This is a genomic window from Pseudarthrobacter sp., assembly GCF_036675385.1.
Classification (GTDB): Bacteria; Actinomycetota; Actinomycetes; order Actinomycetales; family Micrococcaceae; genus Arthrobacter.
In genome coordinates, this window is sequence record NZ_JAKFFD010000233.1 from 15511 (window position 1) to 28380 (window position 12870).

A 12870-nucleotide genomic window follows, 5' to 3' on the forward strand; every position below is an offset into this window, starting at 1 on the left:
AGCCCAGCCGCGTTAAGTCTTCAGACCGAATTTCCACCACCTGTGTTGCGTCATATAGCGGATGCTCGCCGAAAGGAAACCTAAGTGCTCATTGCACAGCGCCCCACCCTCTCCGAAGAGGTAGTCTCCGATAACCGCTCGCGTTTCATCATTGAACCGCTGGAACCGGGCTTCGGCTACACCCTCGGAAACTCCCTCCGCCGTACCCTGCTTTCCTCCATCCCCGGTGCCGCTGTAACCAGCATCCGGATCGATGGCGTGCTGCACGAGTTCACCACGGTTCCGGGTGTCAAGGAAGATGTCACTGAGATCATCCTGAACATCAAGAGCCTGTCGGTTTCCTCCGAGCACGACGAGCCGGTTGTGGCTTACCTGCGCAAGCAGGGCCCCGGAGTCGTCACCGCCGCGGACATCGCTCCGCCGGCCGGCGTCGAATTCCACAACCCGGATCTGCACATTGCCACGCTGAACTCGAAGGGCAAGTTCGAACTCGAACTGACCATCGAGCGCGGCCGCGGCTACGTTTCGGCAGCTCAGAACAAGTCCGGCGACTCCGAGATCGGCCGTATCCCGGTCGACTCGATCTACTCGCCGGTACTGAAGGTTACTTTCCGCGTGGAAGCAACCCGTGTTGAGCAGCGCACCGACTTCGACAAGCTCATTGTCGACGTCGAGACCAAGCAGGCCATCGCCCCGCGCGATGCCGTTGCTTCCGCAGGTACCACCCTGGTGGAACTCTTCGGTCTGGCCCGCGAGCTGAACACCGCAGCTGAAGGTATCGAGATTGGCCCGTCGCCGACGGATGCTGCCCTGGCAGCGGACATGGCACTGCCGATCGAGGATCTGGACCTCACCGTCCGTTCCTACAACTGCCTCAAGCGTGAGGGCATCCACACCGTGGGTGAACTCGTTGCACGCTCCGAGGCTGACCTCATGGACATCCGTAACTTCGGTGCGAAGTCCATTGACGAGGTCAAGGCAAAGCTGGTTGAACTGGGCCTGTCCCTCAAGGACTCGCCTCCCGGTTTTGACCTCGCAGCACGCGCCGCAGCAATTGAAGAGGACGACGCCGCTTTCGGCGACGACGAACTCTAACAAAACAGATCTTGGCCGGCTGGCTGGATGCACCACGGTGTGCGCAGCCTACTGGCTTCCATATGAGGAGAAACTATTATGCCTACCCCCGCTAAGGGTCCGCGCCTCGGAGGCGGAGCGGCTCACGAGCGTCTTATGCTCGCGAACCTGTCCGCCGCACTGTTCGAGCACAAGCGGATCACCACCACGGTGACCAAGGCCAAGCGACTGAAGCCGTACGCCGAGCGCCTGGTGACTTTCGCCAAGCGTGGCGACCTGGCTTCCCGCCGCCGTGTACTCGGCCTGATCAGCAACAAGGGCATCGTCCACGAGCTGTTCACCGACATTGCACAGGCAGTGGAGAACCGCAACGGCGGCTACACCCGCATCACCAAGATCGGCAACCGCAAGGGCGACAACGCTCCCATGGCTGTCATCGAACTGGTTCTTGAGCCCGTTTCCGCCAAGCAGGCCGTTGTGGCCGAGGCTACCCAGGCTGCCGCCAAGGCTGCTCCGGTTGCTGAGCCTGTCGAAACCGAAGCTCCCGAGGCTGAGGTCGTCGAGACCGAAGCTCCCGAGGCTCCTGAAGCTGAGACGGAAGCTGCAACCGAAGAGGCTCCGGCCAAGAAGGCTGCCAAGGCTCCCGCTGCTAAGAAGAAGGACGAGGACGAAGCGAAGTAATTCGCCAATTCCGTCGCATAGACTTAGGTCTATGAACCACCAAAAACCCGCGGCCCCCGTTTCAGGGGGCGGCGGGTTTTTGCGTGTCCGGTTTGATTTATCGTACGACGGCGGCCCCTTCAACGGGTGGGCAGTGCAGCCGGGATTGCGGACCGTCCAAGGGATCTTGGAAGAGGCGCTTGCGCTGTTGATCCGCCGGCCCATCCGGGTCACCGTGGCGGGACGTACCGACGCCGGCGTGCACGCCCGCGGCCAGGTGGTCCACCTGGACCTAACCGAGGCCGAGTGGCTGAAACTGCCGCGCGGGCACGAACTGGATCCCGCCGTCGCATTCTTACGTCGGATTCGTGGCGCCCTCAGCAGGGGGTTGGGGGACCTGAGCGGGGCTATCGAGGTCCACCTGGTGTCCTTGGCGCCCGTGGGCTTCGATGCCAGGTTCTCTGCACTCTGGCGGCGCTATACCTACCGCATCGCGGACGGACCTGCCCTGTGGGATCCGCTCGAACGGTACTTCACGCTCTGGCACCAAAGCCCCTTGGACGTCGACCTATTGAACGCGGGTGCCGTGCAGCTGCTGGGGCTGCAGAACTTCCTGTCCTACTGCAAGCCGCGGGAGGGTGCCACCACCGTCCGTGAGCTGCAGCGCTTCGAGTTCCACCGCGGTGAGGACGGCGTCATTGTGGCCACCGTCCAGGCCGACGCCTTCTGCCACAACATGGTGCGGTCCCTGGTTGGCTCGGCCTTGTTCGTAGGGGAAGGCATCGAGGAGCCGGGCTGGCTGCACGATCGCCTGCTGGCGAAGAAGCGGGACGCCAAGTCCGTGCTGGCTGCCCCGCACCCGCTGGTCCTTGAAGAAGTGGCCTACCCGTCCGACGACGAGATGCTGGCCCGCGCCGAGCTGACCCGGGCAGTCCGGAAGCACTGACCCCTGACCCCATCGATTGCTCCGTCAGCGCCCTTTTGGGCCTTGAAAAGGGCTCCTATGGAGCAATCGATGAGGGTTCCGGGATTTCGACAGGCTCAATCACCGGGCTTGGATTCGGTGGGCAGGGTCATGGTGAATGTGCTGCCGCCGCCCAGGGCACTGGCGCAGGCGATGGCACCGCCGTGGCGTTCCAGGATGGTCTTGGTGATCGACAGGCCCAGCCCGGCGCCGGGGATGGCTGCATCCCGGGCCGACTCGGCGCGGAAGAACCGGCTGAAAACCTTGGCCGCATCCTCCGGCGCCATGCCCATCCCGGTGTCCTGAACAACAAGCTTGACCCAGTCCTCGGTGCCGGCTGCGCTGATGGTCACAGTGCCGCCATCGGGGGAGTACTTGATGGCGTTCGAGACCAGATTGTCCAGTGCCTGCCCAATCCGCAGCGGGTCGGCGAAGGCCCAGAGCGGTGAGGGTACGTCGGCCACCAGGGCTACGGCGGACCGCTCCGCGTGTGCCTGGGCTGAACCGATGCTGGTCTCCACCAGCCCGGAAATATCGGTCCGTTTCGGGTGGACGTTCAGGGCGGCGGAGGCCTCGAGCGTCAGGTCCGAGACCAGGGCAAGCAGCCGTTCGGAGTTGCGCTGCACCACGGCCAGGCGTTGGACCGTGAGGGCGGAGAGCCCGTCGCTGTCCTCGAGCACCAGGTCGATGTTGCCCAGGATGGAATTCAGCGGCGACCGGAATTCGTGGGACACGTTCGAGACCAGTTCCTCGTTCGCGGCAATGGCTTCAACCAGCCCCGTCACGTCGCTGTAGACGACCACTGCTCCGGTGAGGCGGCCGTCGTCGTCCGTTAACGGCCTGGCGGCGGTGGACACCGCGCGCTGCTGTGGGACATCGCCAATCCAGACGAGATAGTCCGCGAACGATTCACCCTCGACGGCGCGCCGGAGGGGATGTTTGTCCGACGGGAGGGGAGTCACCTTGTCCTGGGCGAAGACCCGCTGTTCGCCGTGGTCGGCAGGCGCGACGCCGGCCGGTGCGGCGGGCTGCTGCCAACGCCGCATCATGTTGTTGGCCAGCAGCTGGTCACCGTTCGAATCGACGGCAACAATGCCGACGTCGGTGGCGTCCAAGATGGTCATCAGGAGTTCCTCGCGTTCCCGGCTCGCGGCCAGCAGTTCCCGCAGTTCCTCGCCCATGGCCTGCAGCTGCCGCTGCTGAACCCGCATATTGACGCTGGCGAATCGGATTGCGAGCGAAACGGCCAGCATGACAAGCGGGAAAAGAAAGAGTGCGGTAATGTCCGACGCCGTGAGGTTGGGGAATTTTCCGGCCGTTGTGGGGAGAATGATCAGGAGCGGTCCCAGAGCGCTCAGTACGAGGCTTGTGCGGACCATGATCCCGGAAGCGGCCAGCCAAATGACCGGAAATACGACCAGAATTGCCAGGCCCGGGAGAAGGGGCGCTGCACCATTTCGCAGCAGTGCGATCGCGAGCAGGTCCAGAACCGGAATTACCAAGTACGAGCTATGGGGCAGTCGTTCCCAAGGAGTGAGGAAACAGGCCACAAAAAGAATGAGATGAAGGGCGATTGCTGCCATGTAGAGGGGACTGACCAGTAAGGATGGCCAGGTAAAGGGTGTCATCACGCCGAGGACGGTGACAATCAGCGACAGCGGAAGCTGGCACAACGCAACCTGCGTCCGGGGGCCAAGTTTTTTGAAATAGAGCGCCACCGCCCGGGGCGAGGGACGTATGGGCATAGGGGATCTCCAACTTTCGTGACGGCCCCCATTCCGTCCCCAATGAATTGATGCAGCCGAATATCTGAAGGCTGACGCGGTCTATCTTCAGAATCCGGATATGCATGTGTTGTCATGGTAATTGACTTTCCAAAACTAATCTCTAGAAGGCGTGTTATCTGCCGTTCATACTTGTACCGTATAGAGAGTTGGAGTGGTTGAGGGGATTGGCGCTGGGCTGATGGGGGCCTCTTCCACCTGGCATCGGGGATAGATATGGAAGATCTTGGGGTAGCAGTAGTAATCGAGGACGACGCCGATGTGCGGAACCTCCTTGAGGGGATCCTCCGTCAGGCCGGTTTTGAGGTCCATACCGCCGTCGATGGGAGGGACGGCGTTGAAGCGGTGCGGCACAACAAGGCCCAGGTGGTCACGCTGGACATCGGCCTTCCGGACATTGACGGGTTTGAGGTCCTGCGGCGCATCCGGAATTTCAGTGATGCCTATGTAGTAATGCTGACCGGCCGGACCGAGGAACCCGATCTGCTCTCGGCCCTGAACGCCGGTGCGGACGACTACATTGCGAAGCCCTTCAGGCCGCGTGAACTTCGGGCCAGGGTGGCGGCCATGATGCGCAGGCCGCGCCATGAGGTCGCCAGTCCACCCCAAGAGGCTACATGGGCCGAGCCTCCGGCCGCGCCGGCGACCTTCACCCACACGGGAGTTCTCCAGCACAACGGGCTCATTCTGAACTACCGGACCCGCACGGTAGTGATTGGTGAGGTCAACCTCGGGCTCACCCGCAGCGAGTTCGACCTCCTGCACACTTTGCTCCGGGGCGAGGGGGCGGTGTGCACCCGGTCCGACCTGGTGCGAGCGGTCCGGGGTGACCTTTATGAGCCTGATGCGTATATCAGTGAGGCTGACGAGCGGGCCGTGGAAGTCCACGTCGGGAACCTGCGCCGCAAGCTTCGGGAGGATCCGCTGTCACCGCGCTGGCTTCAGACGGTGCGCGGAGTGGGCTACCGGCTCGCACCAACAAGGACTGACCTGCAGGGCTGGCCGGGGGCTGGTCACTAGTCGTTCTTCAGGATGTAGTTCGCGTGGAGTTCTGAGACTGTACGAAAGCCGTGCTCTGCCAGGGTTGCCAGCAGTGCCTGGCCTTGGACGAAGTCGCTGCGGCGGATGGCATCCTCCAGTGCTTGAGCCAGGACTGACAAACGGATCCCGCCCACCATGGCTGAAGCGATCCGCAGGCTGATGACGGCGTCCAAAGCAATGGGGCGGTCCCCGGTGTGGACCGCTGCCGACAGCCGGCTGAAGCGCTGGTCCCACAAAGACGCGTAATCGCGCGCGAATCCAAGTGCAAGTTCCGGGCCGTCCAGTTCTTCTTCCAGCTCCGCCAGGATGTCCGGTTCGACCCAGCGCATGGCGTCATTGCCCGTCTGGTGCACGCCAGCGCCCACGCCCGCAGCAGCCCCTGCTGCTGACGCTTCGGCAGGGACACCCCCGCTGCTGGAGGTGAGTGGTGGACTATCCATGCTTCAAGGCTACTTCCTGTAGTTACTTGTGAGTCCGTTTTGAGTAGAACCTGTGGAAACCTTGAGTCATCCTTGCATGATGATTTTTCGGGGTCATTGCCCGCTGAATGTGACAACCGTGTTGATAACCGCCGGCCCCAGAATGGCAATAAAGAGCACGGGAAAAATAAAGAACAGCAGCGGAAAGAGGATCATCACGGGCAGTTTCATGGCTTTCTCCTCGGCACGCTGGCGGCGTTTTACCCGCATGACCTTTGCCTGGATGCGCAGGACCCGGCTGATGGCGATGCCGTAGGTATCGGCCTGGATTACGGCTTGGACGAAGCTCCGAAGTTCAGGAATGCTGGTCCGCTCTGCCAGCGCCTGGTAAGACTCACGGCGGCTGCGGCCCACCTGCATGTCCTGCAGCGTGCGGACCAGCTCTTCAGCCAGCGGCCCTTTGCCGTTTTCGCCGGCCCGGGCCATAGCCCCTTCGAAGCCGAGGCCGGCTTCCACCGAGATCAGCATCTGGTCAAGCGTGTTGGCCAGCTCCAGCTGCATGGCCTTCTGGCGTTCCGTGCCCTTGCTGTAGAGCATCAGGTCCGGGATGAAGTAACCCAGGAAGAGCAGGAAGATGCCCGCGAGCTTCATGATCGGTGTGCTTCCGACGGCGCTCAGGTAGATCCCGAGGGACGCACCAGCTAGGCCAATGGCCAGTTTGGAGCCCAGGACCTTTCCCAGGGGCATGGAAACTGGCCGTCCTGCCAGCGAAAGGAGCCTGTCCAGGAATGCGACGTAAGCGGGCGGAGTCAGCCGCCGCCCTATGGATTCGAGCAAGCCTGTCTTGGGCTCAGGTACTGAGCCTGAGAGGGAGGCGCCACGGCTGAGGAGCTCGGCGGTTACTACCCGGCCCTTTTGATCGGCTGTCAGGACTGACCAGGCCACCGCGGCCACTGGAACGCAGACCAGGACCACGGAGAGGAGTATCAGGGGGTTCATCATGTCCTCAGAACTTCAGGTCGATGATCTTGCGCATCCACAGCGAGCCGATGGCCATAAGGACAAACGAGGCACCCAGCATGGCCCAGCCCAAGGGATGGCTGAACATTGGATTCATGTAGCCAGGGTTCAGTGTCATGAGCATAAGCACAATGCCGAACGGCATGGCAATGAGAATGTACGCGGAGAACTTTCCTTCCGCGGCGAGGGCCTTGATGTGGCCCTTGATTTCTCCTCGTTCCCGGATGGTTTCGTTCACTTGGTCCAGGACCTCCGCAAGGTTTCCGCCCACCTCGCGGTTGATCTGGATTGCTTGGGAAACCCAAACGAAGTCTTCGTTCTTCATCCGGAGAGCGGTGTCGTTGAGTGCTGCCAGCAGCTCACGGCCGAGGCTCGTCTCGGTGATCACACGCCGCATCTCTTCCGACGTCGGTTTCTGGGACTCTGACGCGGCTGCGTCGATCGCGCGGAGGATACTGTGACCTGCGCGCAGTCCGCCGGAGAGGAGCTGAAGCGAATCGCTAAGCTGCGCATCGAACTTAGCCCGCCGCTTCCCCGCCAGATAATTCAGCACGAGATGCCCTACGAAGGGCGACAGCATTGCCAGAAGTAACCCGATGAGGGGCCCGACGGTCACGATGCCCACGAGGAATCCCACACAAGCGCCGGCGGCCACAAGGATGAAAAATTCCGCCTGGCTCAGCCGGAGTCCAGCGATTTCAAGCTGGGCACGGGAGAAAAGCTGGACATTGCGTCCTCCAAGCATCCGCTCGAAGGAGGCCACTGCGGAGGCCGCAAAGCGCGTCAACGTCGTCGGCGGGTTGGATTCGAACGGACGACGGCGGTCCAACGGCACCTCGGGGGTGCCGGGGGCTAATACCGCGATGCCGAGGAGACTGATCGCCGCCAGCAGGACGACGATCCCCACGTAAAGTGTCACGGCGGTCATTTCGCGACCGGGGAGAGAGAACCGGCAAACACCGCCGGTGAGACGTGGATGCCGAGATCTTCGAACCGGTCAATGAACCGCGGCCGGATGCCGGTGGCAACGGGTTTGCCAAGGAATCGGCCATGGGCGTCCACCCCGGCCGAGTAATCGAAAACGAACGCATCCTGGAGGGTGACGATGTCCCCTTCCATGCCCTGGACCTCAGTCACATGCGTGATGCGGCGGGACCCGTCCCGCAGGCGCGAGATCTGGACAATAAGGTTCACGGCGGACGCGATCTGTTCACGGATGGCCCGCAACGGCAGGTCCATGCCGGCCATAAGCACCAAAGTTTCAAGACGGGCGACAGCGTCGCGGGGCGAGTTGGAGTGCACCGTGGAAAGAGAGCCATCGTGGCCGGTGTTCATGGCCTGCAGCATGTCAAGGGATTCACCACCGCGGACCTCACCCACCACGATGCGATCTGGCCGCATACGCAGGGAATTGCGCAGCAGTTCGCGGATGGTCACTTCGCCCTTGCCCTCGGTGTTCGGCGGACGGCTTTCAAGCCGGACCACATGCTGCTGTTGGATCTGCAGCTCCACGGCGTCCTCGATGGTCACGATCCGTTCGTCTCCCGGAAGGAACGAGGACAGGACGTTAAGTAGGGTCGTCTTGCCGGTTCCGGTGCCGCCGGACACGATGATATTCAGTTTGGCCTTCACACAGGCGTCCAGCAGTTCAGCCATCTCCGGGGTCAGGGTGCCGAAGTCAATCAGGTTGCGGACCGTCAGGGGTACCTTGCTGAACTTTCGAATAGTCAGCGATGATCCGCCAACGGCCAGTGGCGGGATGACGGCGTTGACACGTGAGCCGTCCTCAAGCCGGGCGTCCACCAGCGGAGATGACTCGTCAATCCGGCGCCCCACCTTGGAAACAATGCGCTCAATGACCTTACGCAGATGCTCTTCGGAGCTGAAGCGCGATTCGGTGAGCGTGAGCTTGCCTTTGCGTTCGACATAGATCTGGTCCATCCGGTTAACCATGATTTCCGTGACGGCCGGATCGTCCAGCAACCGCTGTAGCGGGCCATAACCGAGGACGTCGTCGGCGACATCGCGGACAAGCCGGATGCGTTCCTCAGCGGACAGTGGAACCTGCTCCGCGTCAATGATCTTGGTGAGCTCTTCCTTCGCAGTGCTCCGGAGCTCATGTTCTGTCACTGACGCATCGTTGAACCGCGTACCCATCCGTTCAAAGAGGGCGTTCGCGGCACGCAGTTTCATCGCAGCAAAGACATCCACCGGTTTTGACTTGGGTGTCTGGGCCGCCGCGTCCGATGCACTGGCTGGTGAAGGTACGACGGCGGCAGAGTGCAACCCAGCGGATTCCTCCACCCTCGCCGCGGACGCCGCACGCTGGGGGACGGTGGTGCGGACCGACGTCATGCCTTTGACGGCAGGGTTCACGGGGAGCGCAGGGTGCGCGGCCTGGTTCCTGTCCTGAACTGCGTTGATCCGGTCGGAGAGTTTCATTAGATGACCACCCTTCGGTGAAGCTTGCGCTGGGCCTGGGTCCGCCAGGCGGGGTTGAAACGTTCAACCAGCTGCTTGAGGCTTTTGACAGCGGGATCCTTTTTGGATTCCTGCAAGACGGGGATGCCCCGGTTGGTGGAAAGCGCAACGGCGCGGGAACGCGGGATGCTGATGTCCACGGGAGCGCCGATGGTGGATTCGACGTCCTGGACGGTCAGGCCTGCCTTGGCATCAGCCATGTTCAGGACTACATGACGTGACTCCGGCGTGATTTCCAATTGCCGGAGGACTTCCAGGCCGGACCGCAGGCCGCGGAGGCTGGGGATGTCCATGGCACTCACCCACACCACATCGGTGCACTGTTCCATGGCCGCAATCCCGATCTCGGGGAGACCGGGTGCAGTGTCCAGGACCACGTACTGGAACTCCCTGGCCAGCTGCTCAAGCAAGTGCGTGATCTGATCGGGCGTGATGTGGTCAGCATCCACCGGGGTTGGCGGCGCACAGAGGGCGTAGATACCGGCCGGATGGACGGTCAGGAAGGCCTTAAGGACAAGGGAGTCCTGCGCTGCGGCCGGTGTCACGGCGTCCGTGACGGTGTGCTCGGGATTGAGGTACAGGCCGGAGGCGACATCGCCGAACTGGAGGTCCAGGTCAACGATGACAACGCTCATGGGTGCGATCTGGCCAAGCCCGATGGCGATGTTAGTCGCAAGAGTGGTCTTGCCCACGCCACCCTTGGGGGAAAATACTCCGACCACGAGTCCCTTGCCGGCATTTTCGGCCGGCGGTGCATCAAGAGTGCGGTTTCGGGTCGCGAAGGACTGGCAGGCATGTTCCAGTAGGACGCGAATCTCGGCGGCATCGGCGCTGGGGCTCATTATGTCCCGGATACCCGCGCGCATGGCGTGGAGAAGGACGGACGGATCGGCATCGCTGACGAGTACAATGCTGAGCCCTGGCAGCTGGACGTCGAAGACTTTTGCAAAACGCAACGCCTCATCAGCGAAAACATCCGGGCCGATTAAGAGAACCTCGGGCTGCTCCTGGTTGAGGAGGGCAAAGAGTTCCTGCGGGCCGGCTGGGAGGATGTCCGAGGCGATGGTCTGCACCGTGCCCCGGATTCCGTTCGCTACGGCCTGGCGAAGTTTGCGGTCGAAATCGATGTTGGGGGAGAGGAGGACAAAGCGGCTCACTTGTGCACCACTTCCTTGCGCTCGATGCGGGGGCCGTTGTCCTGGGCGTCGAGGGGTTCCTTGGTGAGCCAGATGCGGCCGAACTCGGAGGCGAAAACGATCTTGCCGGCGTCGACGTCGTTGACCGCGACGGTGAGCATGAGGGAGCCCACGGGGAGGGTGGTGTCCTGCGGGTCCGGTTCGCCTTCCGCCGGTTTCTCTGCAGGCTCAGTCTGGGGGGCACGTTGGACCGCGGTGACCAGGGCCTTGCGGACCGTCAGCTGTGTAGTCTCATCTTCGGGCTTGGCCTTGAAGGCTCCCTTCTCGAACGAGAGGAAGAAGCCGACGTGGTCTCCAACCTCGATGCGTCCGCCGACCACCCTTTTGGGCTCCACTTCGAAGGAGACTTCCTGGAAGCCGGCGGGTACTTCCATGGCGCCGTCACGTTTGACTTGTTCCGGAGCGACGAGCCGCTCGGCGAGTAGCTGCTCACCCGGCAGGAGGTCCACGGCGCTGGCGGTGCCTGCGGAGTTGTCCAGGGTTTTGAGGGCGGTGTCGGCGACGCCGGCGGCGGGAACCTGCTCAAGGGCAAGGGACGCGGCCATCTCCTTAACGGGTGTGCCTGCGGGAATTGCTGTCTTGACCACCAGGACATCCACGGGTTTGGTGGTGGCCAGGGCGCGCTGGTCGGCGCCCTGGGCGTAGAAGATGATGAGAAGGGCGCCCACAATCGCCAATGCAATCGCAGCCGTTCCTGCCAGCAGGCGAGACTTCACTTTTTACTCCTGGGTTGGGGATTGGCGGGTGCGAGTGGGCTACAGGGTCATGCGGGCGATGGTGGCGCCGTACTCGTCCACTGGTCCGAGCGTGTAGCCGTCGGCGAGGGAGACGTACTTGACGAAGCTGCCGATGATTCCGCGGCAGTCGCCTTTACATTCAGTGGACGACGTCACGCCGGTGGCTGCAGAGATTTCGCTGCGGAATTCGTAGGGTAGCCCGCTGTTTCCGCTGAACTTCCAGCCGGTGACTTTGAAGGCGGCAAAAGATATCAGGCCGTAGACGGCACTTGCGCCAGTGCCGACGACCTTGTTGAAGACGGGAAGGAGGACGATGATCTCCCGGCCAGCGGTGATTTCACTGGCCCAGCGGTTGAGTTCTGTGGAGCAGTTCCCCGGGGCGTTGTTGCCGGTATCGCTGCCGCCTTCGCTGAGGGCGAGATCGATGGTGCCGCCGCATGTACCGGCGTCAGGTGCCAGCCAGCCGAAGCCGCCGGCCACGGCAGCGCCGGACGGCCCGTAGTTGCAGTCCGGGTTGGTATTCGAACCGTGATCCTGGAGGAGCTGAAGCGAACCATCGACTTTGTCCTTGACCTGGCAGATGGAGAAGGCGAGAGGAAAAGCGGTCCGTCCGGCCTTGGGACTGCCCCACACAGCCGAAGACCGGGCTCCGACCTCTTTGGTGGGGACACCGAGTATGTCCGCGAAGAACAGGGACACCGAGTTATCGGTGCCGCCGGTTTCCTTCGCGGACGTCGTTACCGATACGGTCCGGGCAGTCTTGTCCAAATCTATGGAATGCACCTTACTCATGCCGTCCAAGGCGTTCTGGTTGGCAAGGCTCGCGGCGAGTGACGACGTCGTTGAACAGAGAGGATCGGTGGCCTCGCGGGCGCATTTCTGGGCCAGTGCAATGGCGGAGGCGTCCGCGCCGCTTTGCAGCTGCGCGCGTTCTGAGTAAATGACGCCGACGTCGACGGCGATCGCCACGAAGCCGAGGAGAGTCACCATGAGGATTGCAATGATGACGCTGAGGGCGCCGCGCTCGTTTTCGTTGTTCCCGGTCAGCCGCCGCACAGCATAACTCCCTTGCCTGTCATCGGGAAGGGGCCCGCGATGCCGGTGATGGTGGACAGAGTGTACTTAATGGTGAGGGTCACCTGGTTTCCCGTACTGCACGTGTTAGTAGTCAACGTGATGTCCGAGGTGGGAATGGTAGTGCTGACCGACGCCGCCGCGTTCTGCGCGGCGGTCTTGGCACCGGTCGGATCGTTGGCGATGGCCATCACCCGGACGCCGTCGCGGGCGGCATTCGTGAGGGTGATCTGCGCGTTGTAGGCTCGACCGAATTCAATGGTTCCTAGCACCAGCATGAGGAGAACAGGCAACAGGATCGCGAACTCGACGGCGGCCGCCCCGCGCTCTGATGGTTCACGCATCCGCTGCGTCCCTCTCTTCTGCTCCATGAGCTGCTGCGCCGTTTTCGGGACCTGAAAACAGGTTGTGCGGCGCAGT

At 62.4% G+C, this 12870-nt stretch carries 13 protein-coding genes; 4 read left to right on the forward strand and 9 right to left on the reverse strand.

Annotation, left to right across the window (positions count from 1 at the left end):
• The first annotated feature begins 84 nt into the window (after nt 1-84).
• The 3 genes from V6M49_RS19540 (at nt 85) to V6M49_RS19550 (ending at nt 2680) form a co-directional block, all read left to right on the forward strand.
• Nucleotides 85-1095 carry a DNA-directed RNA polymerase subunit alpha gene (locus tag V6M49_RS19540; RefSeq protein WP_056344331.1) on the forward strand — a complete coding sequence of 337 codons (1011 nt, stop codon included), beginning with the start codon at nt 85-87 and terminating at the stop codon, nt 1093-1095.
• Between the two features lie 78 nt (nt 1096-1173).
• Nucleotides 1174-1755: a 50S ribosomal protein L17 gene (gene rplQ, locus V6M49_RS19545; RefSeq protein ID WP_141141207.1), complete on the forward strand. Its 582-nt coding sequence runs from the start codon at nt 1174-1176 to the stop codon at nt 1753-1755.
• A gap of 31 nt (nt 1756-1786) precedes the next feature.
• A complete protein-coding gene (locus V6M49_RS19550) occupies nt 1787-2680 on the forward strand; it encodes a tRNA pseudouridine synthase A (RefSeq protein WP_332762812.1) in 894 nt (297 codons plus the stop codon).
• A gap of 95 nt (nt 2681-2775) precedes the next feature.
• Here the strand turns inward: V6M49_RS19550 and V6M49_RS19555 are convergent, their stop codons facing one another.
• On the reverse strand, nt 2776-4443 hold the full coding sequence (locus V6M49_RS19555) for a sensor histidine kinase (protein ID WP_332762813.1): 1668 nt from the start codon (nt 4441-4443) through the stop codon (nt 2776-2778).
• A 255-nt stretch (nt 4444-4698) separates the two neighbouring features.
• Between V6M49_RS19555 and V6M49_RS19560 the strand changes: the two genes are divergently transcribed.
• Complete coding sequence (locus tag V6M49_RS19560) at nt 4699-5502, forward strand: response regulator transcription factor (RefSeq protein WP_332762815.1); 804 nt, start codon at nt 4699-4701, stop codon at nt 5500-5502.
• Here V6M49_RS19560 and V6M49_RS19565 read toward each other — a convergent pair.
• From V6M49_RS19565 to V6M49_RS19600, 8 genes are all read right to left on the reverse strand, one after another.
• The gene (locus tag V6M49_RS19565) at nt 5499-5963 is read right to left on the reverse strand and encodes an Hpt domain-containing protein (protein WP_332762817.1); all 465 of its coding nucleotides are present in this window, start codon (nt 5961-5963) and stop codon (nt 5499-5501) included. The genes V6M49_RS19560 and V6M49_RS19565 overlap by 4 nt on opposite strands.
• Nucleotides 5964-6056: 93 nt before the next feature.
• Nucleotides 6057-6941 carry a type II secretion system F family protein gene (locus V6M49_RS19570; protein ID WP_332762818.1) on the reverse strand — a complete coding sequence of 295 codons (885 nt, stop codon included), beginning with the start codon at nt 6939-6941 and terminating at the stop codon, nt 6057-6059.
• 7 nt (nt 6942-6948) lie between these two features.
• Complete coding sequence (locus tag V6M49_RS19575; RefSeq protein ID WP_442854237.1) at nt 6949-7890, reverse strand: type II secretion system F family protein; 942 nt, start codon at nt 7888-7890, stop codon at nt 6949-6951.
• The gene (locus tag V6M49_RS19580; protein WP_332762821.1) at nt 7887-9404 is read right to left on the reverse strand and encodes a CpaF family protein; all 1518 of its coding nucleotides are present in this window, start codon (nt 9402-9404) and stop codon (nt 7887-7889) included. The genes V6M49_RS19575 and V6M49_RS19580 overlap by 4 nt, the downstream gene beginning before the upstream one ends.
• Nucleotides 9404-10600: an AAA family ATPase gene (locus V6M49_RS19585; RefSeq protein WP_332762823.1), complete on the reverse strand. Its 1197-nt coding sequence runs from the start codon at nt 10598-10600 to the stop codon at nt 9404-9406. Before V6M49_RS19585 ends, V6M49_RS19580 begins: the two co-directional genes overlap by 1 nt.
• Complete coding sequence (gene cpaB, locus V6M49_RS19590; protein ID WP_332762825.1) at nt 10597-11355, reverse strand: Flp pilus assembly protein CpaB; 759 nt, start codon at nt 11353-11355, stop codon at nt 10597-10599. The genes V6M49_RS19585 and cpaB overlap by 4 nt, the downstream gene beginning before the upstream one ends.
• A 39-nt stretch (nt 11356-11394) precedes the next feature.
• Entirely contained in the window at nt 11395-12432 is a 1038-nt protein-coding gene (locus V6M49_RS19595) for a pilus assembly protein TadG-related protein (protein WP_332762827.1), read from the reverse strand.
• A complete protein-coding gene (locus tag V6M49_RS19600; protein WP_442959772.1) occupies nt 12420-12794 on the reverse strand; it encodes a TadE/TadG family type IV pilus assembly protein in 375 nt (124 codons plus the stop codon). The genes V6M49_RS19595 and V6M49_RS19600 overlap by 13 nt, the downstream gene beginning before the upstream one ends.
• Nucleotides 12795-12870: the final 76 nt, after the last annotated feature.

Bases quoted from the DNA above. Each gene is read 5' to 3' on its own strand.
- rplQ (WP_141141207.1), top strand. From the start codon at position 1,174: ATGCCTACCCCCGCTAAGGGTCCGCGCCTCGGAGGCGGAGCGGCTCAC.
- V6M49_RS19550 (WP_332762812.1), top strand. From the start codon at position 1,787: ATGAACCACCAAAAACCCGCGGCCCCCGTTTCAGGGGGCGGCGGGTTT.
- V6M49_RS19555 (WP_332762813.1), bottom strand. From the start codon at position 4,443: ATGCCCATACGTCCCTCGCCCCGGGCGGTGGCGCTCTATTTCAAAAAA.
- V6M49_RS19560 (WP_332762815.1), top strand. From the start codon at position 4,699: ATGGAAGATCTTGGGGTAGCAGTAGTAATCGAGGACGACGCCGATGTG.
- V6M49_RS19565 (WP_332762817.1), bottom strand. From the start codon at position 5,963: ATGGATAGTCCACCACTCACCTCCAGCAGCGGGGGTGTCCCTGCCGAA.
- V6M49_RS19570 (WP_332762818.1), bottom strand. From the start codon at position 6,941: ATGAACCCCCTGATACTCCTCTCCGTGGTCCTGGTCTGCGTTCCAGTG.
- V6M49_RS19575 (WP_442854237.1), bottom strand. From the start codon at position 7,890: ATGACCGCCGTGACACTTTACGTGGGGATCGTCGTCCTGCTGGCGGCG.
- V6M49_RS19580 (WP_332762821.1), bottom strand. From the start codon at position 9,404: ATGAAACTCTCCGACCGGATCAACGCAGTTCAGGACAGGAACCAGGCC.
- V6M49_RS19600 (WP_442959772.1), bottom strand. From the start codon at position 12,794: ATGCGTGAACCATCAGAGCGCGGGGCGGCCGCCGTCGAGTTCGCGATC.